Source organism: Streptomyces sp. NPDC005963 (assembly GCF_040638655.1).
Lineage (GTDB): Bacteria > Actinomycetota > Actinomycetes > Streptomycetales > Streptomycetaceae > Streptomyces.
On sequence record NZ_JBEXVD010000026.1, the window covers coordinates 92,759 to 119,316 of the forward strand.

Here is a 26,558-nt window from a genome sequence, read left to right on the forward strand (position 1 = left end):
AACCGCCCGCACCTGTGGAGTAAGTCCTGGTCGTGAGTGTGCGACGGACCCTAGGATGGCGCGACACCCTGCCCTCTCCCACTCGCGGTCACCACCCCACGGGATCGCCCGACCCGCGCCGACCCCGGGTAAGAAGAGTCCCCCCTCCGGCGCAGCGACGATGACTTCTGACACCACCGCACATGCGTCCGCGACCACACCTCACACCTTCCAGGTCGATCTGCGCGGCCTGGTGGACCTGCTCTCCCACCACCTCTATTCGAGCCCCAAGGTCTATCTGCGCGAACTGCTCCAGAACGCCGTGGACGCGATCACGGCCCGTCAGGTCGAGCAACCCGGTGCGCCCGGGCGGGTGAGACTGTCCGTCGACGGTGGACGGTTGCGTGTCGAGGACTCCGGCATCGGTCTGACCGAAACCGATCTGCACAGTCTGCTCGCCACCATCGGCCGCAGCTCGAAGCGCCCGGGGGCGGAGGGCATCGCCTCGGTACGGACGGAGTTCCTCGGGCAGTTCGGCATCGGTCTGCTCGCCTGCTTCGTCGTGGCGAGCGAGATCCGGGTCGTCAGCAGATCGGCGCGCGCTGCGGACGCACCGCCCGTGGAGTGGTCCGCCCGGGACGACGGCTCGTACACGGTGCGTACGCTGCCGGCCGACGCCCGGTCGGAACCGGGTACGACGGTGGAGCTGACCGCCAGGCCGGGCAGTGCCGACTGGCTCGCCGAGGAGCGCGTGTTCGCCCTCGCTCGGGACTTCGGCCGTCTGCTGCCGTACGACATCAGGGTCGGCGACCGGCCCGTCACCGAGTTGCCCGCGCCGTGGGAACGCAGCCACCCCGGCCCGTCCGCCCGCCGGGTGGCGTTGGCGGCCCACTGCCACGAGCTGTTCGGTTTCAGCCCCCTCGACTCGATCGACCTCGGAGTCCCGCTGGCCGGGGTGCGGGGCGTGGCCTACGTGCTCCCGTCGTCGGTCTCCCCCGCCCAGCGGTCCGGCCACCGGGTCCACCTCAAGGGGATGCTGCTGACCGAGAAGGCCGACGAGCTCCTGCCGGAGTGGGCGTTCTTCGTACGGTGCGTGATCGACACCGACTCGCTGCGGCCCACCGCGTCCCGCGAGTCGTTGTACGAGGACGAGACGCTCGCCATCGTGCGCGAGGCACTCGGCGAGCGCATCAGGGAGTGGCTGACCGGCCTCGCGGCGGGCGACCCCGAACGGCTGGCGCAGTTCCTCACCGTGCACCACCTCGGGGTGAAGTCGCTGGCGCGGCACGACACCGAGATGCTGCGGACGATGCTGCCCTGGTTGCCGTTCGAGACCACGGACGGCTCCGTATCGCTGGAGGAGTTCGCCCGGAGGCACCCGGTGGTGCACTTCACGCAGAGCGTGGAGGAGTTCCGTCAGGTCGCCCCGATCGCCGCGGCCCAGGGGATCGGCGTGGTCAACGGCGGCTACACCTACGACGCCGAACTGGTCGGCAAACTGCCTTCCGTCCGACCGGGCACGACCGTCAGCGAACTCGACGCCGACACCGTGACCGCGCACCTGGACCCGGTGGACCCCGCCGACGAGCTGGCACTGGCCGGCTTCCTGGCCGCCGCGCGCTCCCGGCTGGACCCGCTGGGCTGCGACGTGGTCCTGCGCGCCTTCCATCCGCTGACCGTGCCCGCGCTCCATCTCGACGATCGCGCGGCACGCCACGAACGGGCCCGCGCCGAAGCCGAGGAAGAGGCGGGCGAACTGTGGGCGGGCATCCTCGGGTCGCTGCGCGGCAGCGCCCCGCGGGCCCGGTTGGTGCTCAACCACCTCAATCCGCTGGTCCGCCGGATCATTGCGCTCCCGGATGCGGAACTGGCCGCGACGGCGACCGAGGCACTGTACGGGCAGGCCCTGCTGATGGCCCAGCGCCCGCTGCGCCCCGCCGACTCCGCACTGCTCAACCGGGCATTCGTCGGCCTGCTGGAATGGGCCACGCACGACCAGGAGAACGGCCGATGACCCTCGACCTGCCGTCCTTGCGCCAGGCGATCCAGAGCAATCACGAGGAGCCGGAGGGACCTGCGCGCAACGCCCGCGCGGAGCGGATCTTCGCCGACATCGAGCGGACCGGTGACACCGATCTCCTCATCGACGGGCTCCACCATCTGATGGTGGTCTACAACTACAGCTCCGAGGCGGACAAGATGTTCGTCCCGTTCGCACGGTTGCTGCGGCTGTGGGAGGAGCACCCCGAGGACTTCGACGCCCAGCAGACCCACAGCCTGTTCTGGATGTTCAAGTGGGTCTCCAGCGGCATGATCGACCAGCCGCACATCCCCCTCGCCTCCATTGAGAAGTGGCAGGCCGAGATGGAGCGGCGGTACCGGCTCGCGGGGCACTCCGAGCGGGCGGTACGGCAGGGGGAGTTGCGGATCGCCCGTCATCTCGGCGACCGGGAGCGGGGTGCGCGGGCGTACGCGGCCTGGCTGGCCGCCGATCGGGACGACAAGAGCGACTGCCATGCGTGCGAACTCCACAACCAGGGCGCCTGGCTCGCCCAGCTCGGTCAGGACGAGGCCGCACTGGAGAGTTGGCGGCCGGTGCTTGAGGGCGATTTCACCTGTGCCCACGAGCCCCATGCCGTGCTCGCCGAGTCCCTGCTCCCGCTGCTGCGGCTCGGGCGGACGGACGAAGCCCGGGCCCACCATCTGCGCGGCTACCGGCTGGTCCGTCCCATGGAGTCGATGCGCAGCGCGGTGGCGGAGCACGTGGAGTTCTGTGCGCTCACCGGGAACGAGGCGCGCGGGTTGGAGATCCTGGCCGAGCGTCCGGCGTACTTCACCCAGACCGGGGAGCCGGTCAGTCTGCTGAGCCATCTCGCGGTGACCGCACTCCTCTGCGATCGGCTGGTGGCGCTCGGCCACGGCACACAGCGGGTGCCGGGGCCGGGCGAGCGGGCCTGGACCGCCGACGAACTCGGCCGTCACGCCCGAGGGGAAGCCCTGGAGCTCGCGGCCCGCTTCGACGAACGCAACGCGAGCAGCCGGGTCAGCGACCGGGTGCGCCGGCGGATGGACCGGGCGCCGCTGGTCGAGCGGTTGCCGCTCGGGCTGCGGACCGGTCGTCCGGTGTCGACACGGCCGGCGGGCCCGGTCGTCGCGGCCCCCGCCGATCCGAATCCGCCCGTGTCGGCTGCCGCCCTGTTGGCACGGGCCCGGGAGCGCTCCGCGGCGCAGCGGCCGGACGCCGCCGAGGCGTGGCGGGCAGCGGCGGCTGCGGCCGAGCGGGACGGTGTCGCCCTGGAGGGGTTGGCGCGGGCCGAACTCCACGACGTCCTGGGGGCGGAAGCGGGCCGGTCGATCAGCGGGTCGGTGGAGCACCTCCGGTCGGCGGCCCGGGAGTACGAGGCGGCGGGGGAAGGAGGTCGGGCCCTGGCGGCGCGGGCGCGTGCTGCACACATCGGGTGTCTCGACGGTCCGTCCCCCGAACGGATCGATTCCGCGCTCGCCACCGTGGATGCCGCGTTCGACGAGGTCCGTGCGCTGCTCGCGAACGGCACCACGGACGCGCACCAGGCGAGTCGGGTCCTGTTGTGCCGCTGCCGCATCCTGAGCGTGCGACTGGGCGTGTCCGAAGGTGATGCGGCGGTGAGCATCGCGATCGACGCGTGGGAGGAGTCCGTACGCGAACTCCTCGCCTTCACGGGGGAGCACCGGGGGGACCCCGGGGTGGACGTCATCGTGGCGGAGGCCCTGGGCCACCTGGGCGAGATCGCCGGCATCCGACGTGACACGGCGCGGGCTGCGGAGCTCTATGCCCAGTCGGCCGCCGGGTACGAGCGGGCGGGGCGCCCTTGGTACGCGGTGGACGTGTATGCCCGGCTCGCCAGGGCGCGGCGGGCGTTGGGCGATGTCCAGGGCGCACAGGACGCGGCCCGGACCGCGCTGGAGCGCGGGCGGGACGACGCGCCCGCCGCGGGGCGGGCGCGGTTGCACCTCCAGTTGGTGGAGCACCTCTCGAACGACGGGGACGACGGGTCGGCGGACCGGTCTGCGTGGGAGGAGGCGGCCGAACACGCGCTGCAAGCGGCCCACTGGGCGGACGAGGCGGGCGAGGCCGGGGGGCTCGGCGCCTATGCCCGGCACCGGCTCGGTGGGCTGCTGCTGCGGCTGGGGCGGGTGGAGGAGGCGGCCGTGGTCCTGGAGGCGGTGCTCCCGGAGCTGTCCGCGGACGACCACGGTGACGGGATGGTCGTACAGACCCTGTGGTGGCTGGGCGAGGGCCTGATGGCGCTGAACGAGCCGCGGTCGGCGGCGGAGCACTGGTTGAAGGCGGCGGACATCGCCCGGAAGTGGCCGGAGCAGCGGGACCACGCCATGCTCGCCAATCTGGCCGGGGAGGCCCTCTACCGCGCCGGTCTGAACGACGAGGCCGAGTCCGCGTACCGGCGGGCGGGCGAGCTGTGGCACGAACTCGGTGATGTCCGTGCACTGGCCCGCAGTCTTCGTGTGCGGGCGTGGATAGCGGTACGGGAGGGCCAGGCCGGGCCGGCGGCTGCGCGTGACCTGATGGTTGCGGCGGCCTCCGGATGTGAGGCGGCCCTGCCCGGGCTGGGTGGCGAGGAGCGCGATCGGATGCGCGTCGAAGTGGCCGAGACCTATCGGCAACTCGGGGAGCTCCTGGTCAATGCGGTCGACGGAGAACCCGGCGACAAGAACCAGGTCAAGGCGGCGGCGGCACGGGCCGCGTACGGAGAAGCCCTGTGCCATGCGAAGCGGGCCATCGAGGTGTTCGGGGCCGTGGGTGAGGTCTGCGCCGAGGACCGGGCCAAGGCCGAGTTGCTGGCCGGCTGGTTGGAGGCGGACCTCGACGATGTGGAGGGAGCGCGCGGGCGGGCGCAGGGGGTGTTGGACGCGTTCTCCACGGAGGGGTTGCGGGGAGAGGCGCAGGCGCTGCTGCGCTATGTGACCCGGTAGCCGGCCGGCCGGACCCCGCCGGTCGGGACCCACCCGGGGAGCGCCGGCGGGATTCCCGCCCGCCGGGTGTGGCTGCCGCACGCCGGATCACGGCACCCTGGGCTACGCCACACCGGACCACTCCACGCTGGACTACTCCACGCCGATGAGCAGGGGGGTCGATCCCCTTCCCCCCTCGTACACAACCGTGTCCACCGCCAGATAGGCGTCTCGGACATGGCGTTCCAGTTGGTCTCCCACCTCGGCGGCGTCGGGGACGTCCTGGCCCAGGATCAGGGTCACCAGTTCGCCACCCGCGGCCAGCATCCGGTCCAGTACCGCCGTCGCGGTGGCGGTCACGTCCGTACCGATGACCGCGACGTCACCGTCTATCAGGCCGAGGACGTCCCCGGCCTGGCACACTCCGGCCGAGGTCCACGACTGCCTTTCGGCAACCGCGAGTTCGGCGTAGCGGGTCGCTCCGGCGGCGGCCGTCATCGCCACCACGTCCTCGTCGAAGCGCCGTTCCGGCTCGTGGACCGCGAGGGCGGCGATGCCCTGGACCGCCGCGCGGGTGGGGATCAGCGCCACCCTGATCCCTTCGCCGCGGGCCTGTTCCACCGCTGCCGCCGCGGTGTGCCTCAACTCGGCCGAGTTGGGCAGCAGGACCACTTCGCGGGCGTGGGCGCGGCGGATCGCATCGACGAGTTCGCCGCTCGCCGGGGGTTCCCCGGGGCGGGCCAGCACCGTGGTGGCACCTGCGGCGCCGCACAGGTCGGCGAGTCCTTCGCCGGGGAGGACGACGACGACCGCCCGTTGGGTCCGCTCGGGCGGCGCGGTGTCACGGTCGGTGCCGTGTGCGCCGTCGCCGTCGGCCACCGGATCGAAGTGGGTGATGCGAATCCGGTACGGCCGACCCGCTTCCACTCCGGCTTCGACCGCCGCGCCGGCGTCGTCGACGTGTACATGGACGTTCCACAGGCCGTCACCTCCGACGATGACGAGGGACTCGCCGAGGGCGTCCAGTCGTCCCCGCAGCCGTGCCACAGCCGTGTCATCGGCTTCCAGGAGGTAGATCACCTCGAAGGCGGGTCCGGCGTCCGCGCACGGCGCCCCGGTCGTCAGGGCCGGGGCGGCAGGGCGCACGGACGCCAACGGTGCGGGCGCCTCACCGGAGAGGGCCTTGACGAGGGCGCCCAGCACGGTGAGCAGTCCCCGGCCGCCGGCGTCCACAACTCCGGCCCTGCCGAGGACGGCGAGTTGCCCGGGGGTGGCCGCCAGTGCCGCTTTCGCCCCTTCGTACGCGGCTCGGGCGACGGCTGTGGCGTCCGCGTCGGGCGGGGTCTCCCGGGCCGTGTCGGCGGCTGCCGTGGCCACGGTGAGGATGGTCCCCTCCACCGGGTGGGCCACGGCTTCCCGGGCGAGCAGTGCTGCCCGGCGCAGTCCTCCGATGAGGTCGTCGGCCGCGGCGATGCGCTCGGCGAGGCCGCGGAGCAGTTGCGCCAGGATCGTGCCGGAGTTCCCCCGTGCACCGATCAGCGCGCCGTGTGCCATCGAACGCATCACATCGGCCACCGCCGGCCCGTCCGCACCGGCCGCCTGGGTCTCGTGGGCGACGAAGACCGCCTCGACCGCCTGGGCCGCCGATTCCACCGTGAGGTAAAGATTGGTGCCGGTGTCGCCGTCCGCGATGGGATAGACGTTGATCGCGTCGATCTCCTCGCGCTCCTGGCCGAGCGCCTCCAGCGCGAGTGCGCACCAGATCCGCACCGCTGCGGCGTCGAGGTTCTGCGGCACCTGGTGATCCTCCTTGAACCGCCGGAGCGGCCGTGGGCAGCGGGTCGCATCGCAGGGTAGACCCCGTGCGGAGGCGGAGGGCCGGGTGGGTGCGGCGAAACCCATGGTAGTTTCGTACTGCGGACGCAGTCGTTGTATGCTGCTCCGGTTGCCCGATGAGAATCGGGCGGTTCCCCGGCAAAGCCACCAATCAGCTCACTGATTTCCGGCACGCCGGAATTCACTGTAAGTGCACCTGAAGTCTTTGGAGTGACCCGTGGCTGCCAACTGCGACGTCTGCGGCAAGGGGCCGGGCTTCGGCAACAGCATTTCCCACTCGCACCGCCGTACGTCCCGTCGCTGGAACCCGAACATCCAGCGCGTGCGTGCCGTGGTCGGTAGGACGCCGAAGCGGCTCAACGTCTGCACCTCGTGCATCAAGGCCGGCAAGGTCTCGCGCTAATCGCGACGGTGACGTCGTAGCGCAGCCCCTGCGGTTGCCTTGAAAGCCGGTCCACCTCCGGGTGGGCCGGCTTTTCGCTGTCCTTCAACAGATGACGGCCGTCAGCGGTGACGCCAGCCGTGGTCGACCGGTCCGATCCCCCCGCCGAGGGCGAATCCGGCGGCTATGGCACCGGTCACGTACTCTTTGGCCGCCGCCACCGCCTCGGGCACCGGGAGGCCGTGGGCCAGCCCTGCGGCGACCGCGGAGGCGAGGGTACAGCCGGTGCCGTGGGTGTGGCGGTTGTCGTGGCGGGGTGCGCGGAACCAGTGGCTGTCCGTGCCGTCGGTGAGGAGGTCCACCGCGTCGCCCGCGAGATGACCGCCCTTGATCAGCGCCCAGCGGGGCCCCAGGGCGAGGATCGCTTCGGCGGCACGGCTCAGCCCCGCCTCGTCGGTGACCTCGACGCCGGTCAGTTGGGTCACCTCGTCCAGGTTGGGAGTGGCCACGGTCGCGATCGGCAACAGGGCGTGCCGTACGGAATCCAACGCCGAGGCGGCCAGCAGGGAGTCACCGTGCTTGGACACGCCCACCGGATCGACGACCACCGGTGCGGAGGCGTCCGCGAGGAGTTCGGCGACGGTCTCCACCAGCGGCGCGGATGCGAGCATCCCGGTTTTGATCGCCTGGAAGCCAATGTCGTCGGCGACACTGCGGTACTGGGCCCGCACCGCATCGGGCGGCAGCTCCCAGTAGCCCTGCACGCCCAACGAGTTCTGTGCGGTGACCGCCGTGAGGACGCTCATCCCGTGGGTGTTGAGTGCGAGCATCGTCTTGAGGTCCGCTTGGATGCCGGCTCCGCCGCCCGAGTCCGAACCGGCGACGGTGAGCACGCGGGGCAGGCTCATCGACCGCCCCCGGTGCCGAAGTGGTCCCAGCCGCCGTTGCTGTGCCAGGGTGCGCCGTCCACGGTGACCTGGGGTTGGACCGATGCACCGAGCACTTCGCCGATCACCTTCCAGCGCGCGGGCAGCTTCACGTCCGGTGGGAAGGTGGCGAGGATCGCATGGTCCTCTCCCCCGGTCAGCACCCACTGGATCGGGTCGACGCCCACCGCCTGTCCGATGTCGTTCATCTGGCTGGGGATGTCGATGGCTCCCGAGCGCAGGTCGATCCGCACCTTGCTCGCCTCGGCGATGTGCCCGAGGTCGGCGACCAGGCCGTCGCTGATGTCGCACATCGCGGTGGCGCCGAGACCGGCCGCTGCGGGGCCCGCGTGGTACGGCGGCTCGGGGCGGCGGTGCGCCTCGACGAAGGCGCGCGGCGAGCGGAACCCGCGGGAGAGCACGGCATGTCCCGCCGCCGACCAGCCGAGCCATCCGGTGTAGGCGACCACATCGCCCGGGCGCGCGCCGGAACGGGTGACGGGTTCGAGGTTGCGCAGGTCCCCCAGTGCGGTGATGGCCAGGGTGATCACCTCGCCCCGGACCACGTCCCCACCGACCACGGCAGCGCCGGCGACCTGGCACTCGTCGCGGATGCCGTCCATCAACTCCGTGGCCCAGGTGACGGGAAGCTCCGCCGGCACCACCAGCCCGAGCAGCAACGACGTCGGCACCGCGCCCATCGCCGCGATATCGGCCAGATTCTGGGCGGCGGCCTTGCGGCCCACGTCGTACGCCGTCGACCAATCCCGGCGGAAGTGCCGGCCTTCCAGGAGGATGTCCGTGCTCGCCACGACCCTGCGGTCGGGGGCGGCCACGACCGCGGCGTCATCTCCGGGCCCCAGCCGGACCGCGGGGGTGGAGGTGAGTCGGGAAGTGAGTTCCCTGATGAGCCCAAACTCCCCCAGCTCGCCCACAGTGCCCTTCACCCGAGTCTCACCTCTCCGTCGTCCCACCGGTGTCTCCGGCAAGACCCCGTCCGAGCCGGCCCGCCGGCCCGGAAGAACCCACCCCGCCGGACTGCCCGACGAAGCCGCAGACCCGTGTTCGGGCCCTCCGCTTGCGGTCGCGGGGCACGTGCGCCGTCGGTACCGTCAAGGGATACGTCAACTTCTGCTGTGCGCACGCCACGCTGCGGGCGCCACCCGGCGCGGAGGTCTCCCCGCGGCCCATGGCGGCGCGATACCGTGGCGTCCCTTTCTCGCCCCTGAGGTCTCCCCACCGACGGTAGGGGAATTGATCCTCGGGCCGCCCTGGAGGTTCCGTGGTACAGGCGTACATCCTGATTCAGACCGAAGTGGGCAAGGCGTCGATCGTCGCCGAGGCCATCGGGAAGCTTCAGGGAGTGATTCAGGCCGAGGACGTCACCGGCCCCTATGACGTGATCGTGCGCGCCCAGGCAGACACGGTCGATGCCCTGGGGCGTCTGGTGGTCGCCAAGGTCCAGCAAGTGGAAGGCATCACCCGCACCCTGACCTGCCCGGTCGTGCACCTGTAGCCCCCGTCTGCGCTTGGCCGGCGACATCGGTCAGCCGGTCCGCCTGATCTGTGCCCCGGTGGGGCCGCTCGCTGCCGCGGGCCACTCCACCCTCGGACGCCACGACCACGGTCGCGGTTCCCTACTGCCGTCGCCGTCAGAACCCGGCGGCTCCTGCGCCGACCGTCACGAAGAACTGCCACGGACGGCCGGTGGCTGAGGCCACAACGATCCACAGCCATCGTCCGAACGGACCGCCGGCTGGGGCGACGCCGCGATCGTACTGCGCTGCGGTGTCGCCCGGCGGGGGAAGACGAGCCGCATTTCGGTGGGACGGCCGCCGGGAAGGCGGTCGCCCCGACCGGGAACACCCGGGGCGGCGACGCCTGCGAGGACTCGCGGCACCGCCCGGTCGCACGGTGAAGTGGCGTGGAACGAGAGGTACGCACGGCGGCTGCGCCTGCGGCCGGGCCGGCCACCCACAACGCCCAACACGCCGTTCCCCGGGCTGATCACGCGACTTCGCCGGGAGCTGGGCCGTGTCTGACAAATCCGCCCGGCCTGCGACGCCCTCTGTCAGACACGACCTAGCGCAGCCCGGTGGAGCGCCGAAGTGCCGCCTGGATGAGCCGGTCGACCAACTCCTGGTAGCCGACGCCGCTCTCCTGCCACATCCGCGGGTACATCGAGATCGGGGTGAAGCCCGGCATGGTGTTGATCTCGTTGATGACGAACTCGCCGTCTTCGGTGAGGAAGAAGTCCGCACGGACGAGACCCTCGCACGAGGCCGCGTCGAAGGCGGCGACGGCGAGCCGCTGCACCTCGGCCGTCTGCTCGGGCGTCAGCGGCGCGGGCACGATGCCCTCGGCCGAGTCGATGTACTTGGCCTCGAAGTCGTAGAAGGCGTGGGACTGCGCCGGCGGGATCTCGGCCGGGACGCTCGCACGCGGACCGTCCTCGAACTCCAGCACTCCGCACTCGATCTCCCGGCCGCGCAACAGCGCCTCCACCAGGATCTTGGGGTCGTGGCGCTGCGCTTCGGCCACGGCGTCATCAAGACCGGAGAGGTCGTCGACCTTGGTGATGCCGATGGAGGACCCGGCCCTGGCGGGCTTGACGAACAGCGGCCAGCCGTGGTCACCGGCGAAGTCGACGATCTTCTTGCGGGCGGCAGCGGGGTCCACTTCCCACTCACGCGGGCGGATCACCGTGTAGGGGCCGACGGGCAGACCGAAGGAGGTGAAGACGCGCTTCATGTACTCCTTGTCCTGCCCCACCGCGGATGCGAGCACCCCGGAGCCGACGTACGGCACTCCGGCGAGCTCCAGCAACCCCTGGATGGTGCCGTCCTCGCCGTAAGGGCCGTGCAGCACGGGGAAGACGACGTCGACCTCGCCCAACGCCTTGGGCACCGCGCCCGGCTCGGTGTACACGACCTCGCGGTTGCCCGGGTCGACGGAGAGCATGACCTGTCCCTCCGGGGACTCGACCAACTGCTCGACGTGCGGGGTGCGGCGGTCCGCGATCGCCATCCGCTCCGGCTCGTCGGCGGTGAGCACCCACCGGCCGTCCGAGGTGATGCCGATGGGCAGCACCTCGTACTGGGAGCGGTCGACGGCGCGCAGCACAGCGCCAGCGGTGACCATGGAGATCCCGTGTTCGGAACTGCGACCGCCGAAGACGACGGCCACGCGCGGCTTGCGGAGCGGCTGCTCAGGGCGCTGCGGCTCAGGGCTCTGGGGGAGGTTCTCAGTGCTCATATCGGCTTGAGCGTACCTGTTGGTACCCCCGGAGTCAGCGCCGCTGCGTCCGGTCGGGTCAGCGGCGTTCGGGCTTGGCGCTGCGGGACATCAGCTCCTTGAGCGCGACCACCGGCGGCTTGCCGTCGTGCACGATGTCGACGACCGTTTCGGTGATCGGCATGTCCACTGAGTGCCGACGGGCCAGATCGAGCACGGATTCACAGGACTTGACGCCTTCGGCGGTCTGTTTGGTGACCGCGATCGTCTCCTGGAGGGTCATGCCCTTGCCGAGGTTCATCCCGAAGGTGTGGTTGCGCGAGAGCGGCGAGGAGCAGGTGGCGACCAGGTCGCCGAGGCCCGCGAGACCGGAGAACGTCAGTGGGTCCGCGCCCATGGCGAGACCGAGGCGGGTGGTCTCGGCGAGACCGCGGGTGATCAGGGATCCCTTGGCGTTGTCGCCGAGGCCCATGCCGTCCGCGATGCCGACGGCGAGACCGATGACGTTCTTCACGGCACCGCCGAGTTCGCACCCCACCACGTCGGTGTTCGTGTACGGGCGGAAGTACTGGGTGTGGCAGGCCGACTGAAGTCGTCTGGCGACGGCTTCGTCCCGGCAGGCGACGACGGCGGCTGCGGGCCGGCGCTGGGCGATCTCCTTGGCCAGGTTGGGGCCGGTGACGACCGCGACGCGCTCCGCGCCCACACCGGCCACCTCCTCGATGACCTCGCTCATCCGCTTGGCGGTGCCGAGTTCGACGCCCTTCATCAGGGAGACGAGGACGGTGTTCGCGCCCAGTTCGGGCACCCAGGCGGCGAGATTGCCGCGCAGGGTCTGTGAAGGGACCGCGAGCACCGCGAAGTCCGCGCCGTGGAGTGCCTCGGCCGGGTCGGTGGTGGCCGACAGGGAGGGCGGCAACTCGATGCCCGGGAGGTAGTCGGGGTTGGTTCGGGTGGTGTTGACCGCTTCGGCGAGCTCGGCGCGGCGACCCCACAGGGTCACGTCGCAACCCGCGTCGGCGAGCACCATGCCGAAGGCCGTCCCCCAGGAGCCCGTTCCAAAGACGGCTGCCTTCGCCGGGTGTGTCACATCGTTCCTTCCCCTGCGGCTTTGCGCCGCTGTTCTGCACGCGCCGTGCGGTGGTCGAACGGCTCGGCCGGTGCCTTGGTTCCCCGCACCTCTTCGAGGAGTGCGGTGATGTCCGCCATGATCGCCTCGGTCGCCTCGCGCAACACCTCGGGCGTGGGCTCCCGATCGTAGAACCTGGTCAGGTCGACGGGGGGTCCGGCCTGCACGATCAGGGTCTTTCGGGGGAAGAGCCGCAGCGGCCTCTCCTTGGCGTACGGGGGCACCGCGAGGTTGGCGCCCCACTGGGCGACGGGGACCACGGGTGCCCTGGTCATCAGCGCGACCCGGGCGGCTCCCGTCTTGCCCGCCATGGGCCACATCTCGGGGTCGCGCGTGATGGTGCCCTCGGGGTAGAAGGCGACGCACTCGCCCTGTTCGATGGCGTCGACGGCGGCGCGGAAGGCGTCGAGCGCGTCGGTGGTCTCCCGGTAGACGGGGATCTGTCGGGTACCGCGGAGCATCATGCCGACGAACGACACCCGGAAGAGGGCTGCCTTCGCAAGAAAACGCGGCACCCGTCCGCTGTTGTACTGGAAGTGCGCGTAGGACAGGGGGTCGAGATAGGAGTTGTGATTGACCGCGGTGATGAATCCGCCGTCGGCCGGAATGTGTTCCATTCCCCGCCAGTCCCGCTTGAACAGAACCAGTAGCGGCGGTTTTGCGATGACCGCCGCCAGGCGGTACCAGAAGCCGATTCTGCGGCGGGACACTCGGACACCCTTCTTCTTCGTCCGGGCGTTTGCCCGGATGCCGGGGGTCAAGTGTCGCCCCAGTCCCGTGGTCTGTCGAGGACACGGTACGCCCCGGCTACCGGACCGCCCCGTCGCATCAACCCCGCGGCGGGCCACAATGGGAAGCGCACACAGCCCTGCGCACTCGGACGGAGAGCCGACCACGAACACCGACACAACGGCGCACTGGTCCTTGGTGATCCCGTTGAAGCCCCTCGCCCTGGCGAAGAGTCGGCTGGCCTCCCGCGCGGGTGACCTGCTGCGACCACAGCTGGCGCTCGCCTTCGCGGAAGACACCGTCGCAGCCTCCCTGGCCTGCACGACCGTGCGAGATGTGGCAGTTGTCACGAACGACCTGCTGGCAGGTTCCCGACTGGGGGCGCTGGGGGCACGCATCGTGCCCGACGACCCGGTGGCGGGGCTCAACGCCGCGTTGGTCCACGGGGTGGGTGCCGTGCGCCAGAGCCGGCCCGAGGCTGCCGTCGCCGTCCTCAATGCCGATCTGCCCGCGCTCAGACCGGCGGAATTGGAGCGGGTGCTTGAGTTCGCCCGGAGATTTCCGCGAGCCTTTCTCGCCGATGCGGCGGGCATCGGCACCACTTTGCTGACGGCCGGCCCCGGAGTGGAATTGCAACCCGCTTTCGGCGGCCCGTCGCGAAGTCGTCATTCGATGTCCGGGGCAGTGGAAATCACGCTGAGCGATGTCGATTCCGTACGCCGGGACGTGGATACCGGGGACGACCTCAGCGCGGCACTCGCACTGGGCGTGGGCCTTCGGACGGACGAACGACTGGCCGGGGTGCAACGTACGGAGGGATAGCCCGGTCCCATTCCGTCATTTCCGTTGGAGGGCACTGCTCCACCGGAGTGGTGCGGTAACGAAACAGCCGCCGCTTTCCCCGATTTCCGTGCTCGTCACGGTTCCGCCGACCACGGGCGGCAGCGAGGCCGTGCGCAATAGGGCATAGGCTGCACCCCATGCAGGCGACCTCGTTTACCTACGATCCCGACACTCGCAGCGGGAGCGTGCTGCTCGACGACGGCACCCCGATGGAGTTCGACGCAGCGGCCTTCGACGCGGGCGGGTTGCGTCTGCTGCGGTCGGGCCAGCGGGTCCGGATCGAGACGGCCGGCGACGGCTCGGAGCGTCGCATCACCCTGGTGACGCTTCAGACCTTCTGAATCCCGGTGCGCACTCTCGCACTGAACTTCTCTGCCATCGCTCTGATCAGCCGTTTCTCAACGATGTACGGCCGGTGGCCGGCTGGAACATGCCGCGGGCCGGGCTCCCCGAAAGGAGCCCGGCCCGGCGCGTGAGCGGCCCGTTGGATGCCGCTTACCTCTTCCTGGCAGTGGCCGTCTTCTTGGCGGCGGTGGAGCGTGCCGTGGCTTTCTTCGCGGGCGCCTTCTTGGCGGTGGCCTTCTTCGCCGGCGCGGTCTTCTTCGCGGTGGCCTTCTTGGCGGCGGTCTTGGCGGTCGTCGCCTTCTTCGCCGTGGCCTTCTTGGCCGCGGAGGTCTTCTTCGCGACCGTCTTCTTCGCCGTGGCCTTCTTCGCGACCGTCTTGCGGGCGGTCGTCGCCTTCTTCGCGGCGGTCTTCTTGGCGGTGGCCTTCTTGGCCGCGGCCTTGGTGGTCGTCCGAGTGGAAGCTCCGCCCGACAGGCTGCCCTTGGGCGCCTTCTTGACCGAGACCTCGCCGCCGCGCGGCAGCTTCTTCGAGCCGCTGACCAGGTCCTTGAAGCCCTGGCCCGCACGGAATCGCGGTACGGAGGTCTTCTTGACCCGGACCCGCTCACCCGTCTGGGGGTTGCGGGCATAGCGGGCGGGACGGTCGACCTTCTCGAACGATCCGAAGCCGGTGACCGAAACCCGGTCTCCGGCGACAACCGCGCGGACGATCGCGTCAAGCACCGCGTCGACAGCGTCTGCGGCCTGCTGACGGCCGCCGAGCTTGTCGGCAATCGCTTCTACGAGCTGCGCCTTGTTCACGTCTTCCCCTTCGGAGACATTGCCGGAACGAATGTGTCCAGGCTTTTTCGCACGTTAGGCAGATATATACCGCAAATCAAACACGAAACGGTCTAATCACCCTAGTGCCGCAACGAAGTCGACTTCGGAAGTGGGTCAGCACGGAGTTCGGACGTCAGTCGCCTTCGGGAAATCGACCCTCGTCGAGGTCCTTCATCAAGCGGTCCAGACGCCGTGCTGCATCCGGGAGATCGTGCTTCGCGGCTGCCGTCACGACCAGCAGCTTCCGGGACAGCGCCTTCCTTACGCCCTCCGGGACTTGCAGTTCGCGCACTCGTGTGTGCGCTTCTTTCAGTTGGGCCGCGAGCTCGGCATAGAGCTTGAGTTGGTTGTCGCGTCCCATGCACCGATTGTGCCATCTGGGGCGAGTTGTCGCCCGGCAGGGTCTCAACAGACGACTGCGCCCCCCACCGGACGGTGGGGGGCGCAGTCAGGGAAAAGCGCTGATCAGACCTGTAGAGTGCGTGGTTTGAAGGCGGGGCGAGTGGACTCGTAAGCCGCGATGTCCGCTTCGTTCTGAAGGGTGAGGCTGATGTCGTCCAGCCCGTTCAGCAGCCGCCAGCGGGCGTTCTCGTCGAGTTCGAAAGCAGCGGTGATGCCCTCGGCCCGCACCTCGCGCGCCTCCAGGTCAACCGTGATCTCGGCGTTGGGATCGGCTTCGGTGAGCTCCCAGAGCCGCTCGACGGTCTCCTGCGGGAGAACGACGGTCAGCAACCCGTTCTTGAGGGAGTTGCCGCGGAAGATGTCGGCGAACCGGGCGGAGATGACCGTCTTGAAGCCGAAGTTCTGGAGCGCCCAGACGGCGTGCTCACGCGAGGAGCCGGTACCGAAGTCCGGCCCCGCGACCAGGACCGATGCACCCTGGCGCTCGGGCAGGTTGAGGACGAAGGAGTCGTCCTTGCGCCAGGCCTCGAAGAGCCCGTCCTCGAAGCCGTCGCGGGTGACCTTCTTCAGCCAGTGCGCCGGGATGATCTGGTCGGTGTCCACGTTGCTGCGGCGCAGCGGGACGGCCCGGCCGGTGTGTGCGGTGAATGCTTCCATGACTCCTCAGACTCCCGCGGTGGCGGCTGCTTCAGCCTGGTCGGACAGATCGGCCGGAGAGGCCAGATGGCCCAGTACCGCGGTGGCGGCGGCAACCTGCGGCGAGACGAGATGGGTACGCCCGCCCTTGCCCTGCCGCCCCTCGAAGTTGCGGTTGGAGGTGGATGCGGAGCGCTCACCGGGGGCCAGTTGGTCGGGGTTCATGCCCAGACACATCGAGCATCCCGCGTGCCGCCACTCGGCGCCGGACTGGGTGAAGACCTTGTCCAGCCCCTCCTCGACGGCCTGGAGCGCCACGCGCACCGAGCCGGGGACCACCAGCATCCGTACCCCGTCGGCGACTTTGCGCCCGTCCAGGATCGATGCCGCGGAGCGCAGATCCTCGATGCGGCCGTTGGTGCAGGAGCCTACGAAGACGGTGTCGACCTTGATCTGGCGCAGCGGCTGGCCGGCGCTCAACCCCATGTACTCCAGGGCCTTTTCCGCGGCGAGCCGCTCCGAAGCGTCCTCGTACGAAGCAGGATCGGGGACGTTGGAGGACAGCGGTGCGCCCTGGCCCGGGTTGGTGCCCCAGGTGACGAACGGGGCCAGTTCGGTGGCGTCGATGACGACCTCGGCGTCGAAGACCGCGTCGTCGTCGGTGCGCAGCGTCTTCCAGTACTCGACCGCCGCGTCCCAGTCGGCACCTTCGGGAGCGTGGTCACGACCGCGCAGGTACTCGAAGGTGGTTTCGTCGGGCGCGATCATGCCGGCGCGGGCGCCCGCCTCGATCGACATGTTGCAGATGGTCATCCGGGCTTCCATCGACAGCTTCTCGATGGCCGGGCCGCGGTACTCCAGGATGTAGCCCTGGCCGCCGCCGGTGCCGATCCGGGCGATGATCGCCAGGATCAGGTCCTTGGCGGTCACCTCGTCGGGCAGTTCGCCGTCGATGGTGATGGCCATGGTCTTGGGGCGGGCCAGCGGCAGCGTCTGGGTGGCCAGCACGTGCTCGACCTGCGAGGTGCCGATGCCGAAGGCGAGGGCGCCGAACGCACCGTGCGTGGAGGTGTGGGAATCGCCACACACCACGGTGGTGCCGGGCTGTGTCAGTCCCAGCTGGGGGCCGACGACGTGGACGACGCCCTGTTCGACGTCGCCCAGCGGGTGCAGCCGTACACCGAACTCGGCGCAGTTCTTGCGCAGCGTCTCCAACTGGGCTCGGGAGACGGGATCGGCAATGGGCTTGTCGATGTCGAGCGTCGGTGTGTTGTGGTCCTCGGTGGCGATGGTGAGGTCGAGGCGACGTACTCGCCGACCGCCCAGACGGAGTCCGTCGAAGGCCTGGGGGCTGGTCACCTCGTGCAGCAGATGCAGATCGATGTAGAGCAGGTCGGGCTCGCCCTCAGCGCGCCGGACGACGTGGTCGTCCCAGACCTTCTCCGCGAGTGTCCTACCCATCGCTTTCCCTCCGGCCGGCCACGATGCCGGCACCGCTAGAGATCCTGACGCAGCCCGTTGTCGCAGGCTGCTACTACAGACTGGCGGGTTCTCGGGAAATTTGAACTTGCGTTTCACAGTGTGAGACGTGAGTATCGTTGCATGGACAACTCTAGCGGCGTCGGCGTTCTCGACAAGGCGGCTCTGGTACTGAGCGCACTGGAGTCCGGTCCGGCCACCCTCGCCGGGCTGGTCGCGGCGACCGGGCTCGCCCGACCCACGGCCCATCGACTGGCCGTGGCATTGGAACACCACCGGATGGTGGCGAGGGACATGCAGGGCCGGTTCATCCTGGGGCCGCGGCTCTCCGAGCTGGCCGCCGCGGCCGGCGAGGACCGCTTGCTGGCCACTGCCGGTCCGGTGCTGACCCATCTGCGCGACGTGACCGGTGAGAGCGCACAGCTGTATCGCCGCCAGGGAGACATGCGGATCTGTGTGGCCGCGGCCGAGCGGCTGTCCGGATTGCGGGACACGGTCCCGGTCGGGTCCACGCTGACGATGAAGGCGGGGTCGTCCGCCCAGATCCTGATGGCCTGGGAGGAGCCCGAGCGGTTGCACCGCGGTCTCCAGGGCGCACGCTTCACCGCAACGGCCCTCTCGGGCGTACGGCGCCGGGGCTGGGCACAGTCCATCGGCGAGCGCGAGCCGGGGGTGGCCTCGGTCTCCGCTCCGGTGCGGGGGCCCTCCAACCGCGTCGTCGCCGCCGTGTCGGTCTCGGGACCCATCGAACGGCTGACCCGGCACCCCGGCCGCATGCACGCCCAGGCGGTCATCGACTCGGCCGCCCGACTGAGCGAAGCCCTGCGCCGCAGCAGCTGACCCTCTTCCGGGTCGGGAACTCCCCCACCGGAGAGGGTGGGTGACGGATGGTCAACCTGCTGGTGCACGGAGGAAGTTCCTCATAGGGGTATACGGCCGGGTCCGGTCAACGACCGCTCCAGAGCGCCTCGTTGACCGGGCACCGGCGAAGCTGCCGGCTCACTCCCACCGGCAGCCCCGGGCGGGCGGAAAAGAAGACAGAGAGACGGCAGAAAGACGACAAAGGAGAACGAAGAAGCCCTCCGCATTTCTGCGGAGGGCTTCTCCTCATGTACCCCCGACCGGATTCGAACCGGCGCTACCGCCTTGAGAGGGCGGCGTGCTAGGCCGCTACACAACGGGGGCAAGATCTGGGATCTGCTGGCCTACCAGGACTCGAACCTAGACTAACTGAACCAGAATCAGTCGTGCTGCCAATTACACCATAGGCCATGGTGATTTCCGTACCCCCGACCGGATTCGAACCGGCGCTACCGCCTTGAGAGGGCGGCGTGCTAGGCCGCTACACAACGGGGGCCCTAGCGATCCCACCCGGCCATGGGCCGGGTGATGTCACTGCGGGATCACCGGGAGCGACCCAAGTGATCAGCAGGATGGATCTGTACCCCCGACCGGATTCGAACCGGCGCTACTGCCTTGAGAGGGCAGCGTGCTAGGCCGCTACACAACGGGGGCTTTGCAGATGAGCTCTGCGAGCTGGCCTACCAGGACTCGAACCTAGACTAACTGAACCAGAATCAGTCGTGCTGCCAATTACACCATAGGCCACCAAAAAGCAACTCCCTGTGAGGAGTCTCATTTGGTTTGCGCTTTCCGGTCTGACCCCGTGGCCTTGGCGGGCGGCGCAGGAAGAACATTACCCGAAGGAGAGCGGCGCTCCAAAACGGGTATCGCCCTGCAACAGGGCGGGAAGCTGGTCGAGAGCGGTGATCCGGACGAGCTCGGGCCGGCCACCGACGCCGGTCCGGTCCAGCCAGACCGCGGAGAGTCCCGCCTCGGTCGCCCCGCGGGCGTCGATGTCCGGCTCGTCCCCCACGTACAGGACCTCGTGCGGTGGGAGCCCCATGGCCTCGCAGGCGGTGTGGAAGGCCCTGGCCGCCGGTTTGCTGAAGCCGAGCTCGGCCGCGCAGATCAGTGTTTCGAAGCGGTCCCGCACCCCCAGCACTCGCAGTTTGTGGTCTTGGACGGCGAGCGACGAGTTGGACAGGATGCCGTGCCGGTACTCCCCGAGGACGTCGAGCACCGGCACCACATCGGGGAAGAGGGCCCAGGCCGCCTCGTAGTGGGTGATGTAGCGCTCGAACCAGGCGTCCGCTTCGGGGTCCGAGAGTCCGGCCTGGTCGGTGAACATCCGGACGCGATCGCGCCGGTGCTGCTGCCAGTCCACTTCCCCGGCCGAGAAGCGCGCCCAGTGCACGGCCGTGACCTGCTGCCAACGCGAGAGGGCCTGGTCGGCGGATTCGTACCCGTCGGCCAGACCCTCTGCCTGGATGTGGTGCATGATCCCCAGGCGATCAGCGCTGTAGTAGTTGAAGATCGTGTCGTCTACGTCCCACAGGACGGCTCTGATCGTCATGATCCAACGCTACCGAGCCCTTTGGGAACCGTCACGGGATCGCGGGATCACGTGACGCGGACGGTTCAGGCCGTGAGCTTCGCCAGCGCCGCATCGATGCGGGACAGGGTCTTCTCCCGCCCCAGGATCTCCAGGGACTCGAAGAGGGGCAGGCCCACCGTACGACCGGTGACGGCGACCCGCACCGGCGCCTGCGCCTTGCCGAGCTTGAGGCCGTGGGCCTCACCGGCGGCCAGGACCGCTTCCTTCAGGGATTCGGCACTGTCCCAGTCCGCGGACTCCAGCTTCTCCCGGGCGGTGCGCAGCAGGGCGTCGGAGCCCTCCTTCATCGCCTTCGCCCAGGACGCCTCGTCATCGGCGGGCTCGTCGAGGAAGAGGAAGTCGACGTTGACCGTGATGTCGGAGAGCACCGTGAGACGGGTCTGGGCGTAGGGGGCGATCGCCTCCCAGGCCGCGCGGTCGAACTGCTCGGGAGCCCAGGTGGCGTACGGGGCCTCCAGCCAGGGGGCGCAGGCGTCGGTGAACGCCTTCACGTCGAGCCGGCGGATGTGGTCGGCGTTGATCGCCTCGGCCTTCTTCAGGTCGAAGCGCGCCGGGTTGGCGTTGACGTCCGCGATGTCGAACCGCTCGATCAGTTCGGCGATCGAGAAGATGTCCTGGTCGGCCGAGAAGGACCAGCCGAGCAGCGACAGGTAGTTCAGCAGCCCCTCCGGGAGGAAGCCGCGCTCCCGGTAGAGGTTCAGGGATGCCTGGGGGTCGCGCTTGGACAGCTTCTTGTTGCCCTCGCCCATCACGTACGGCAGATGGCCGAATGCGGGGATCTGCTGGGCGACGCCCAGTTCGATCAGTGCCTTGTAGAGCGCGATCTGACGTGGGGTCGAGGAGAGGAGGTCCTCGCCGCGCAGTACGTGCGTGATCTCCATCAGCGCGTCGTCGACCGGGTTGACCAGGGTGTACAGCGGAGCCCCATTGGCCCGGACGATGCCGTAGTCCGGCACGTTCTCGGGGGTGAAGGTCAGTTCGCCGCGCACCAGGTCGGTGAAGACGATCGGCTCGTCGGGCATCCGGAAGCGAACGATGGCGGAGCGGCCCTCCGCCTGGTAGGCGGCGATCTGCTCGGCGCTCAGTGCGCGGCAGTGGCCGTCGTAGCCGGAGGGACGACCGGCGGCGCGTGCGGCTTCGCGGCGGGCGTCGAGTTCCTCGGTGGTGCAGTAGCAGTGGTAGGCGTGTCCACCGTCGAGGAGGCGCTGGGCGATGTCCCGGTAGGTGTCCATGCGCTGCGACTGGCGGTAGGGCGCGTGGGGTCCGCCGACCTCGGGGCCCTCGTCCCAGTCGAGGCCGAGCCAGCGCATCGAGTCCAGCAGCTGCTGGTACGACTCCTCCGAGTCGCGTGCGGCGTCGGTGTCTTCGATGCGGAAGACCATGGTGCCGCCGTTGTGCCGGGCGAAGGCCCAGTTGAACAGGGCGGTGCGGACCAGACCCACATGGGGGTTTCCGGTCGGCGAAGGACAGAAACGTACGCGGACGTTCGCGTTAGCCACGCTTGATCACCTTGTTGGTGAGAGTGCCGATGCCTTGGATGGTGACGGCGACCTCGTCGCCGATGCCGAGGGGGCCGACCCCGGCGGGGGTGCCGGTGAGGATCACGTCGCCAGGGAGCAGGGTCATGGCCTCGGTGATGTTGACGATCAGATCCGCGATGGAGTGGATCATCTGTCGGGTGCTGCCGAGCTGGCGCTGTTCGCCGTTGACGGTGCACTGGACCGTCAGATCGCCCGCTTCTTCCAGGCCGATGCCCGTCTCCACCCACGGCCCGAGCGGACAGGAGGTGTCGAAGCCCTTGGCCCTGGCCCACTGGGCTTCGCGCTTTTGGACGTCGCGGGCGGTGACGTCGTTGGCGCAGGTGTAGCCGAGGATGACGTCCTGGACGCGCTCGCGCGGCACTTCGCGGCACATGCGGCCGATGACGACCGCGAGTTCGGCCTCGTAGTGCACGTCCTCGGAGAACGAGGGGTACGCGATCGCGTCGCCGGAGCCGATCACCGAGGTGGACGGCTTGAAGAAGGCGAAGGGGGCCGGTGGGACCTCGTGTCCGAGCTCCGCCGCGTGGTCCGCGTAGTTGCGGCCGAAGGCGACCACCTTGTTCGGCAGCACCGGCGGCAACAGCCGCACCTTGCTGAGCGGCACCTTGGTGCCGGAGAGCTCGAAGTCCGCGAACGGGATGCCCTTGATGATGTCGAGGACGAGTTCCCCGGGACCGTCACCCTCGACCGCGCCGAAGGCGACATTGCCGTCGATGGAGAATCTGGCGATGCGCACGGATGCGGCTGCCCCTCTACTACTGCTGACGCTGCTGAAGCCTGACGGTCCAGGCTAACGCGGTCGCGGGGAGGCTCGACGCCCACCGCCCCGCAGCCGTGGTGTCCGAGGTGCGCCGCGGTGCGGCGGTGGACGAACCGGGTGCGGGGCGGCTGGACGGCGTGGCCGTCGGTGGCGCCCGCGGAGGGCGGGCGCCACGGGGTCAGGAGGCGGGGGCGTCCATCAGGACCGTACGACGGGGGTTGGCCGTCTGGGTGGGAAGGTCGAGCGAGTGCTCCGGCTGCTCCGGCGTCTGCAGCTGCTCGGCGTCCGAGAGATGGGCGAGAGTGGTGCGCCGGGGGTTCGCTATGTTGCGGAGCATCATCGTCTTCATCGGTGTTTTTACGACCTTCTCGGCGTATGGCCGCACGGACGGCGGCGGAAGCGGCGGTCACTACAGATTGCTGATTCTGTAAAGCGCCAGGCTAAACATCTGATTCCCCGAGAAATCCCCGGAAAGCTGGGGTTCAGGGTGTGATTTTCGTCACGAATCGATGCACATTTCGGTCAATGCGGGCCGTTGATCATCTACAAGGAATCGGACATTTAGCAACTGAATCTGCCATTCCACTCTTGATCATGGCGACTAGGACACCCACTCGGGGCTTGGAAGTCGCAGCAATTCGCACCTTTTGACCCGGAAATCCTTCTACGCCTGGTGACCCGCCACTCACACCGAGTCACCCAGGTCACAGGACGGTACGCGGGCCTTGTTGAGGATCCTGCACTGTGCTGGAATTCCACGCACCGCCGCGGTTTCAGGCCGGCGCGCAGAGGCGCAACACAGCGCCGAGCGGCGGCGGAAGAAGGGGGAGAAGCGCCGGTCACTCAACGACCAACAAAACAGGGGCGCCCCGCGCCTCACCGACGCCGACACCGTCCCGCCGCTCCACGGCAGGGGCGCCTGGTCCAGAGGTTGCGACGCTAGTGCAGGGACGTTACAAGAGGGATGGCAGCGCTGCGGCTGAACCGGAGCCGCAGGGCGGGACCGACCGCGGCTCCTCGCCCCAGCACACCCAGAACCAGAGTCCGGCAACGCCCGGCGAAAGCGGCACTCCCGCACGCCCCGGCGCGACCGCCCCGGGCGACCCCGAAGCACCCAAGGCCCTGCCCAAGGCGAAGGGCCCCAACGACACCGGCTCGCGCCTCGCGCTGCGCAACTGGCGCATCAGCACCCGTCTCGTCTCCCTGCTGACGCTGCCCGTCGTCGCCGCGACCACCCTGGGCGGTCTGCGGATCAACGAGTCCATGGAGCGCATGGAGCAGCTGGAACACATGCAGCTGCTCACCAACATGACGCAGGAGGCGACCCGGCTCGCGGTCGCCCTCCAGGACGAACGCGACCTCACGGCGGGTCCCCTCTCGAACGGGATGCCCGAGACCGACTTCAAGATCACCAGTGAGCGCCAGGAGACCGACCGGGCGCGACAGGCGTTCCTGGAGACCACCCGGGACATCTCCAACACCGATGACCGCGAAGCCATCGACAGCATCCGGCAGAACGCGAACATCATCGTCACCCAGATCACGGACCTCAACAGGATCCGGGACGATGCCTACGCGCCCAACAAGTCCGTGGCGCTGACGGTCCAGAGGTACCACCGGTTGATCCAGTCCCTGTTGAGCCTGTCTCAGGACATGGCCCAGGCGACCAGTAACCCGGAAATGATCAAGCGTACGCGTGCACTGGCGGCCTTCTCCTCCGCCAAGGAGTACGCGTCGATGCAGCGCGCGATCATCGCGTCGGCGCTGCCCGGCGGCAACGACGCCAAGAACATCAAGCTCGACGAGGACGACCGCGAGTACGGCCTCACCGCCTTCGAGAACGGCGACGACGAACTCCAAGAGTTCCAGGCGATCTACAACACGTACGGCGGCGACGCCTCGGAGTTGACGGACACGCTGGACAACGGCAACCCGATCATCGGTGCCTCCGAGGAGTACGCCTCCAAGGCGTTCACCCGGGAACGGGGTCTCCAGCAGCAGACACCGCGCTCCTACCTGGACTGGACGGACGATTACACCGTCCGCATCGACGCGATGAACACCATCGAGGCGACGCTCCTCGGTGAGATGGAGGCCAAGGCGCGCCAGCTGCGCGAGGAGTCTCAGCAGGAAGCCATCATCAACGGTGCGCTGATCCTGTTCGTCCTCGGCGTCTCGCTCGTCGGCGCGTTCGTCGTGGCCCGCTCCATGATCCGCTCGCTGCGCAGGCTCCAGGACACCGCCACCAAGGTCGCCCAGGAACGTCTGCCCGAGCTGGTCAAGCACCTTTCGGAGTCGGACCCGCAGGACGTCGACACCTCCGTCGAGTCGGTCGGCGTGCACTCCCGGGACGAGATCGGCAAGGTCGCCGCGGCCTTCGACGACGTGCACCGCGAGGCCGTCCGCCTCGCCGCCGAGCAGGCGCTGCTGCGGGGCAACGTCAACGCGATGTTCACCAACCTGTCCCGCCGTTCACAGGGCCTCATCCAGCGTCAGCTGTCGCTCATCTCCGAGTTGGAGTCCCGCGAGGCCGACCCGGACCAGCTGTCGTCGCTGTTCAAGCTGGACCACCTGGCGACCCGTATGCGCCGGAACGGTGAGAACCTCCTCGTCCTCGCCGGTGAGGAACCGGGCCGTCGCTGGACGCGCCCCGTCCCCCTCGTCGACGTGCTGCGCGCCGCCGCGTCCGAGGTGGAGCAGTACGAGCGCATCGAGTTGGCCTCGGTCCCGACTACCGAGGTCGCCGGCCGGGTCGTCAACGACCTCGTGCACCTGCTCGCCGAGCTGCTGGAGAACGCGACGTCGTTCTCCTCGCCCCAGACCAAGGTCCGCGTCACCGGTCACGCCCTGCCCGACGGGCGGGTGCTGGTCGAGATCCACGACACCGGCATCGGGCTCTCCCCCGAAGACCTCGCCGCGATCAACGAGCGGCTGGCGTCGCCGCCCACGGTGGACGTCTCGGTCTCGCGCCGCATGGGCCTCTTCGTGGTCGGTCGACTCTCCCTGCGACACGGCATCCGCATTCAGCTCCGCCCCTCTGACTCCGGGGGTACGACCGCGCTGGTCATGCTCCCCGTCGATGTAGCCCAGGGCGGCCGGAAGGTGCCCCTCACCCCCGGTACGGGTCCGGGAGCGCCCGGTGCTCCGGTGATTCCGCCCGGTCTCGGTGGTCCCGTCAGCACGGGCAACAACGGACGCCCAGGGCCCGGTGGCACCGGCCCCGGAACCTCCGGCAACCAACAGGCGCCCGGTGGTCTCCTCGGAGCCGGGGCGCCACCTCGCGGACAGGTCGGTGCGGGTGCGGGTGCCAGTTCGGCCCAGCGTGCCGCGCTCCCCAGCCGCGATGGCGGTCCCAGCCGACAGAGCAGTGGTCTTGCCGGTGCCTTCGGCGGCGCGGCGAGCGTGCGCAACGCCCGCGGCACCACCGGACCGCAGGGCGACCAGCCGCGCAGCGGACAACAGGACGGCGACCGCGGGCGGCAGTTGCCGCCTTCGGGTGGGCCGCGACCTGAGCTGCCGGGATCGAGCCCTCAGCGTCCGCAGACCACGAGTTGGGGCATCGACCAGATGCCCGGCGGTCCCAAGGGACGCGGCGAAGGTCCGCGCGGCCACGAGGAGACCGAGACGGCTGCTGGGCCGGCGACGGCCGAGTTCGCGCGCCCCGACTTCAACGACCAGTCCGGACTCCCGGGCGCTCTGCCCCAGCGCGGTCCGGCGGCCTCCGGGCCACCCGGACAGTTCGTCCGCCCGGACGTCTTCGGTCCGCCGGCGTCCACGGGTGCGGGTGCTTCGGCTCCCTCTGCGCCCGCCGGACCGACGGGATCGTCCGCGGGGCAGTTCACTCCGCCCGGTGGCGCGGCTTCTGGTGGACCGCGGAACACGGCGTCCACCGATCAGTTCGCGCGTCCTGACTTCGGCACACCCACACCACAAGACCCGAACTCCACCGGACAGTTCCCCCGGCCCGACTTCGGCACACCCACACCACAAGACCCGAACTCCACCGGGCAATTCCCCCGGCCCGACTTCGGCACACCCACACCACAAGACCCGAACTCCACCGGACAGTTCCCCCGGCCCGACTTCGGCACACCCACACCACAAGAC

At 69.5% G+C, this 26,558-nt stretch carries 22 protein-coding genes, 5 tRNA genes and 1 pseudogene; 9 read left to right on the top strand and 19 right to left on the bottom strand.

The window, feature by feature from the left end; genetic code table 11:
• The first annotated feature begins 160 nt into the window (after positions 1 to 160).
• Together ABZ348_RS27970 and ABZ348_RS27975 are read left to right on the top strand one after the other, a co-directional pair.
• Complete coding sequence (locus ABZ348_RS27970; RefSeq protein WP_358937633.1) at positions 161 to 1,993, top strand: HSP90 family protein; 1,833 nt, start codon at positions 161 to 163, stop codon at positions 1,991 to 1,993.
• Entirely contained in the window at positions 1,990 to 4,950 is a 2,961-nt protein-coding gene (locus ABZ348_RS27975) for a tetratricopeptide repeat protein (protein WP_358937635.1), read from the top strand. The genes ABZ348_RS27970 and ABZ348_RS27975 overlap by 4 nt, the downstream gene beginning before the upstream one ends.
• 132 nt (positions 4,951 to 5,082) lie before the next feature.
• Here ABZ348_RS27975 and ABZ348_RS27980 read toward each other — a convergent pair whose 3' ends face one another.
• On the bottom strand, positions 5,083 to 6,726 hold the full coding sequence (locus tag ABZ348_RS27980; protein ID WP_358937637.1) for a DAK2 domain-containing protein: 1,644 nt from the start codon (positions 6,724 to 6,726) through the stop codon (positions 5,083 to 5,085).
• Between the two features lie 256 nt (positions 6,727 to 6,982).
• On the opposite strand from ABZ348_RS27980, the gene rpmB reads away from it, so the two are divergent.
• Positions 6,983 to 7,168 carry a 50S ribosomal protein L28 gene (gene rpmB, locus ABZ348_RS27985; protein WP_078877327.1) on the top strand — a complete coding sequence of 62 codons (186 nt, stop codon included), beginning with the start codon at positions 6,983 to 6,985 and terminating at the stop codon, positions 7,166 to 7,168.
• A 101-nt stretch (positions 7,169 to 7,269) separates the two neighbouring features.
• Here rpmB and thiD read toward each other — a convergent pair whose 3' ends face one another.
• On the bottom strand, positions 7,270 to 8,055 hold the full coding sequence (gene thiD, locus ABZ348_RS27990; protein ID WP_358937639.1) for a bifunctional hydroxymethylpyrimidine kinase/phosphomethylpyrimidine kinase: 786 nt from the start codon (positions 8,053 to 8,055) through the stop codon (positions 7,270 to 7,272).
• Positions 8,052 to 9,020 carry a thiamine-phosphate kinase gene (locus ABZ348_RS27995; RefSeq protein ID WP_358937641.1) on the bottom strand — a complete coding sequence of 323 codons (969 nt, stop codon included), beginning with the start codon at positions 9,018 to 9,020 and terminating at the stop codon, positions 8,052 to 8,054. Before ABZ348_RS27995 ends, thiD begins: the two co-directional genes overlap by 4 nt.
• A 335-nt stretch (positions 9,021 to 9,355) precedes the next feature.
• Between ABZ348_RS27995 and ABZ348_RS28000 the strand changes: the two genes are divergently transcribed.
• Together ABZ348_RS28000 and ABZ348_RS28005 are read left to right on the top strand one after the other, a co-directional pair.
• Positions 9,356 to 9,589: an Lrp/AsnC ligand binding domain-containing protein gene (locus tag ABZ348_RS28000; protein WP_250923311.1), complete on the top strand. Its 234-nt coding sequence runs from the start codon at positions 9,356 to 9,358 to the stop codon at positions 9,587 to 9,589.
• A gap of 205 nt (positions 9,590 to 9,794) precedes the next feature.
• Positions 9,795 to 9,872 (top strand): annotated as a pseudogene (locus ABZ348_RS28005) (DUF3515 domain-containing protein); the annotation flags it as partial.
• Positions 9,873 to 10,155: 283 nt separating this feature from the next.
• On the opposite strand, the gene ABZ348_RS28010 reads toward ABZ348_RS28005, so the two are convergent.
• The 3 genes from ABZ348_RS28010 to ABZ348_RS28020 are packed head-to-tail and all read right to left on the bottom strand — an operon-like array spanning position 10,156 to position 13,146.
• Positions 10,156 to 11,328 carry a D-alanine--D-alanine ligase family protein gene (locus ABZ348_RS28010; protein ID WP_358937643.1) on the bottom strand — a complete coding sequence of 391 codons (1,173 nt, stop codon included), beginning with the start codon at positions 11,326 to 11,328 and terminating at the stop codon, positions 10,156 to 10,158.
• Between the two features lie 58 nt (positions 11,329 to 11,386).
• The gene (locus ABZ348_RS28015) at positions 11,387 to 12,397 is read right to left on the bottom strand and encodes an NAD(P)H-dependent glycerol-3-phosphate dehydrogenase (RefSeq protein WP_358937645.1); all 1,011 of its coding nucleotides are present in this window, start codon (positions 12,395 to 12,397) and stop codon (positions 11,387 to 11,389) included.
• Positions 12,394 to 13,146 carry a lysophospholipid acyltransferase family protein gene (locus tag ABZ348_RS28020; RefSeq protein WP_358937647.1) on the bottom strand — a complete coding sequence of 251 codons (753 nt, stop codon included), beginning with the start codon at positions 13,144 to 13,146 and terminating at the stop codon, positions 12,394 to 12,396. Before ABZ348_RS28020 ends, ABZ348_RS28015 begins: the two co-directional genes overlap by 4 nt.
• A gap of 139 nt (positions 13,147 to 13,285) precedes the next feature.
• Between ABZ348_RS28020 and cofC the strand changes: the two genes are divergently transcribed.
• Together cofC and ABZ348_RS28030 are read left to right on the top strand one after the other, a co-directional pair.
• Positions 13,286 to 13,987: a 2-phospho-L-lactate guanylyltransferase gene (gene cofC / locus ABZ348_RS28025; RefSeq protein ID WP_358937649.1), complete on the top strand. Its 702-nt coding sequence runs from the start codon at positions 13,286 to 13,288 to the stop codon at positions 13,985 to 13,987.
• A gap of 158 nt (positions 13,988 to 14,145) precedes the next feature.
• Complete coding sequence (locus tag ABZ348_RS28030) at positions 14,146 to 14,349, top strand: hypothetical protein (RefSeq protein ID WP_358937651.1); 204 nt, start codon at positions 14,146 to 14,148, stop codon at positions 14,347 to 14,349.
• Between the two features lie 154 nt (positions 14,350 to 14,503).
• Here the strand turns inward: ABZ348_RS28030 and ABZ348_RS28035 are convergent, their stop codons facing one another.
• The 4 genes from ABZ348_RS28035 to leuC form a co-directional block, all read right to left on the bottom strand.
• Entirely contained in the window at positions 14,504 to 15,154 is a 651-nt protein-coding gene (locus tag ABZ348_RS28035; RefSeq protein WP_358937653.1) for an HU family DNA-binding protein, read from the bottom strand.
• A gap of 154 nt (positions 15,155 to 15,308) precedes the next feature.
• Positions 15,309 to 15,536, bottom strand: a complete 228-nt coding sequence (locus ABZ348_RS28040; protein ID WP_329023673.1) for a hypothetical protein — start codon at positions 15,534 to 15,536, stop codon at positions 15,309 to 15,311.
• A 104-nt stretch (positions 15,537 to 15,640) separates the two neighbouring features.
• Positions 15,641 to 16,234 carry a 3-isopropylmalate dehydratase small subunit gene (gene leuD / locus ABZ348_RS28045; RefSeq protein ID WP_358937654.1) on the bottom strand — a complete coding sequence of 198 codons (594 nt, stop codon included), beginning with the start codon at positions 16,232 to 16,234 and terminating at the stop codon, positions 15,641 to 15,643.
• 6 nt (positions 16,235 to 16,240) lie between these two features.
• On the bottom strand, positions 16,241 to 17,674 hold the full coding sequence (leuC, locus tag ABZ348_RS28050; protein WP_358937656.1) for a 3-isopropylmalate dehydratase large subunit: 1,434 nt from the start codon (positions 17,672 to 17,674) through the stop codon (positions 16,241 to 16,243).
• A 141-nt stretch (positions 17,675 to 17,815) separates the two neighbouring features.
• Between leuC and ndgR the strand changes: the two genes are divergently transcribed.
• Entirely contained in the window at positions 17,816 to 18,532 is a 717-nt protein-coding gene (ndgR, locus tag ABZ348_RS28055) for an IclR family transcriptional regulator NdgR (protein WP_358937658.1), read from the top strand.
• 272 nt (positions 18,533 to 18,804) lie between these two features.
• Here ndgR and ABZ348_RS28060 read toward each other — a convergent pair.
• The 9 genes from ABZ348_RS28060 to ABZ348_RS28100 form a co-directional block, all read right to left on the bottom strand.
• Positions 18,805 to 18,877 (bottom strand) — tRNA-Glu (locus tag ABZ348_RS28060).
• 15 nt (positions 18,878 to 18,892) lie between these two features.
• Positions 18,893 to 18,964: transfer RNA gene (locus tag ABZ348_RS28065), tRNA-Gln, on the bottom strand.
• Positions 18,965 to 18,976: 12 nt separating this feature from the next.
• A tRNA-Glu gene (locus tag ABZ348_RS28070) sits at positions 18,977 to 19,049 on the bottom strand.
• A gap of 85 nt (positions 19,050 to 19,134) precedes the next feature.
• Positions 19,135 to 19,207, bottom strand: a tRNA-Glu gene (locus ABZ348_RS28075).
• 21 nt (positions 19,208 to 19,228) lie between these two features.
• A tRNA-Gln gene (locus tag ABZ348_RS28080) sits at positions 19,229 to 19,300 on the bottom strand.
• 88 nt (positions 19,301 to 19,388) lie between these two features.
• Positions 19,389 to 20,108 (bottom strand): HAD family hydrolase, encoded by a 720-nt coding sequence (locus ABZ348_RS28085; protein ID WP_358937659.1) that lies wholly within the window; start codon positions 20,106 to 20,108, stop codon positions 19,389 to 19,391.
• 65 nt (positions 20,109 to 20,173) lie between these two features.
• A complete protein-coding gene (gltX, locus tag ABZ348_RS28090; protein WP_358937661.1) occupies positions 20,174 to 21,649 on the bottom strand; it encodes a glutamate--tRNA ligase in 1,476 nt (491 codons plus the stop codon).
• Complete coding sequence (locus ABZ348_RS28095; RefSeq protein WP_358937662.1) at positions 21,642 to 22,427, bottom strand: fumarylacetoacetate hydrolase family protein; 786 nt, start codon at positions 22,425 to 22,427, stop codon at positions 21,642 to 21,644. The genes gltX and ABZ348_RS28095 overlap by 8 nt, the downstream gene beginning before the upstream one ends.
• 202 nt (positions 22,428 to 22,629) lie before the next feature.
• Entirely contained in the window at positions 22,630 to 22,800 is a 171-nt protein-coding gene (locus tag ABZ348_RS28100; RefSeq protein WP_358937664.1) for a hypothetical protein, read from the bottom strand.
• Between the two features lie 593 nt (positions 22,801 to 23,393).
• On the opposite strand from ABZ348_RS28100, the gene ABZ348_RS28105 reads away from it, so the two are divergent.
• Positions 23,394 to 26,558 (top strand): nitrate- and nitrite sensing domain-containing protein (locus ABZ348_RS28105; RefSeq protein WP_358937666.1); only part of this gene is annotated, 3,165 nt, incomplete at its 3' end.

Coding starts and splice junctions, on each gene's coding strand:
- ABZ348_RS28040 (WP_329023673.1), bottom strand. CDS start 15,536: ATGGGACGCGACAACCAACTCAAGCTCTATGCCGAGCTCGCGGCCCAA.
- ABZ348_RS28010 (WP_358937643.1), bottom strand. CDS start 11,328: ATGAGCACTGAGAACCTCCCCCAGAGCCCTGAGCCGCAGCGCCCTGAG.
- ABZ348_RS28030 (WP_358937651.1), top strand. CDS start 14,146: ATGCAGGCGACCTCGTTTACCTACGATCCCGACACTCGCAGCGGGAGC.
- ABZ348_RS27970 (WP_358937633.1), top strand. CDS start 161: ATGACTTCTGACACCACCGCACATGCGTCCGCGACCACACCTCACACC.
- ABZ348_RS28100 (WP_358937664.1), bottom strand. CDS start 22,800: ATGAAGACGATGATGCTCCGCAACATAGCGAACCCCCGGCGCACCACT.
- cofC (WP_358937649.1), top strand. CDS start 13,286: ATGGGAAGCGCACACAGCCCTGCGCACTCGGACGGAGAGCCGACCACG.
- ABZ348_RS27975 (WP_358937635.1), top strand. CDS start 1,990: ATGACCCTCGACCTGCCGTCCTTGCGCCAGGCGATCCAGAGCAATCAC.
- ABZ348_RS28085 (WP_358937659.1), bottom strand. CDS start 20,108: ATGACGATCAGAGCCGTCCTGTGGGACGTAGACGACACGATCTTCAAC.
- leuD (WP_358937654.1), bottom strand. CDS start 16,234: ATGGAAGCATTCACCGCACACACCGGCCGGGCCGTCCCGCTGCGCCGC.
- thiD (WP_358937639.1), bottom strand. CDS start 8,055: ATGAGCCTGCCCCGCGTGCTCACCGTCGCCGGTTCGGACTCGGGCGGC.
- leuC (WP_358937656.1), bottom strand. CDS start 17,674: ATGGGTAGGACACTCGCGGAGAAGGTCTGGGACGACCACGTCGTCCGG.
- ndgR (WP_358937658.1), top strand. CDS start 17,816: ATGGACAACTCTAGCGGCGTCGGCGTTCTCGACAAGGCGGCTCTGGTA.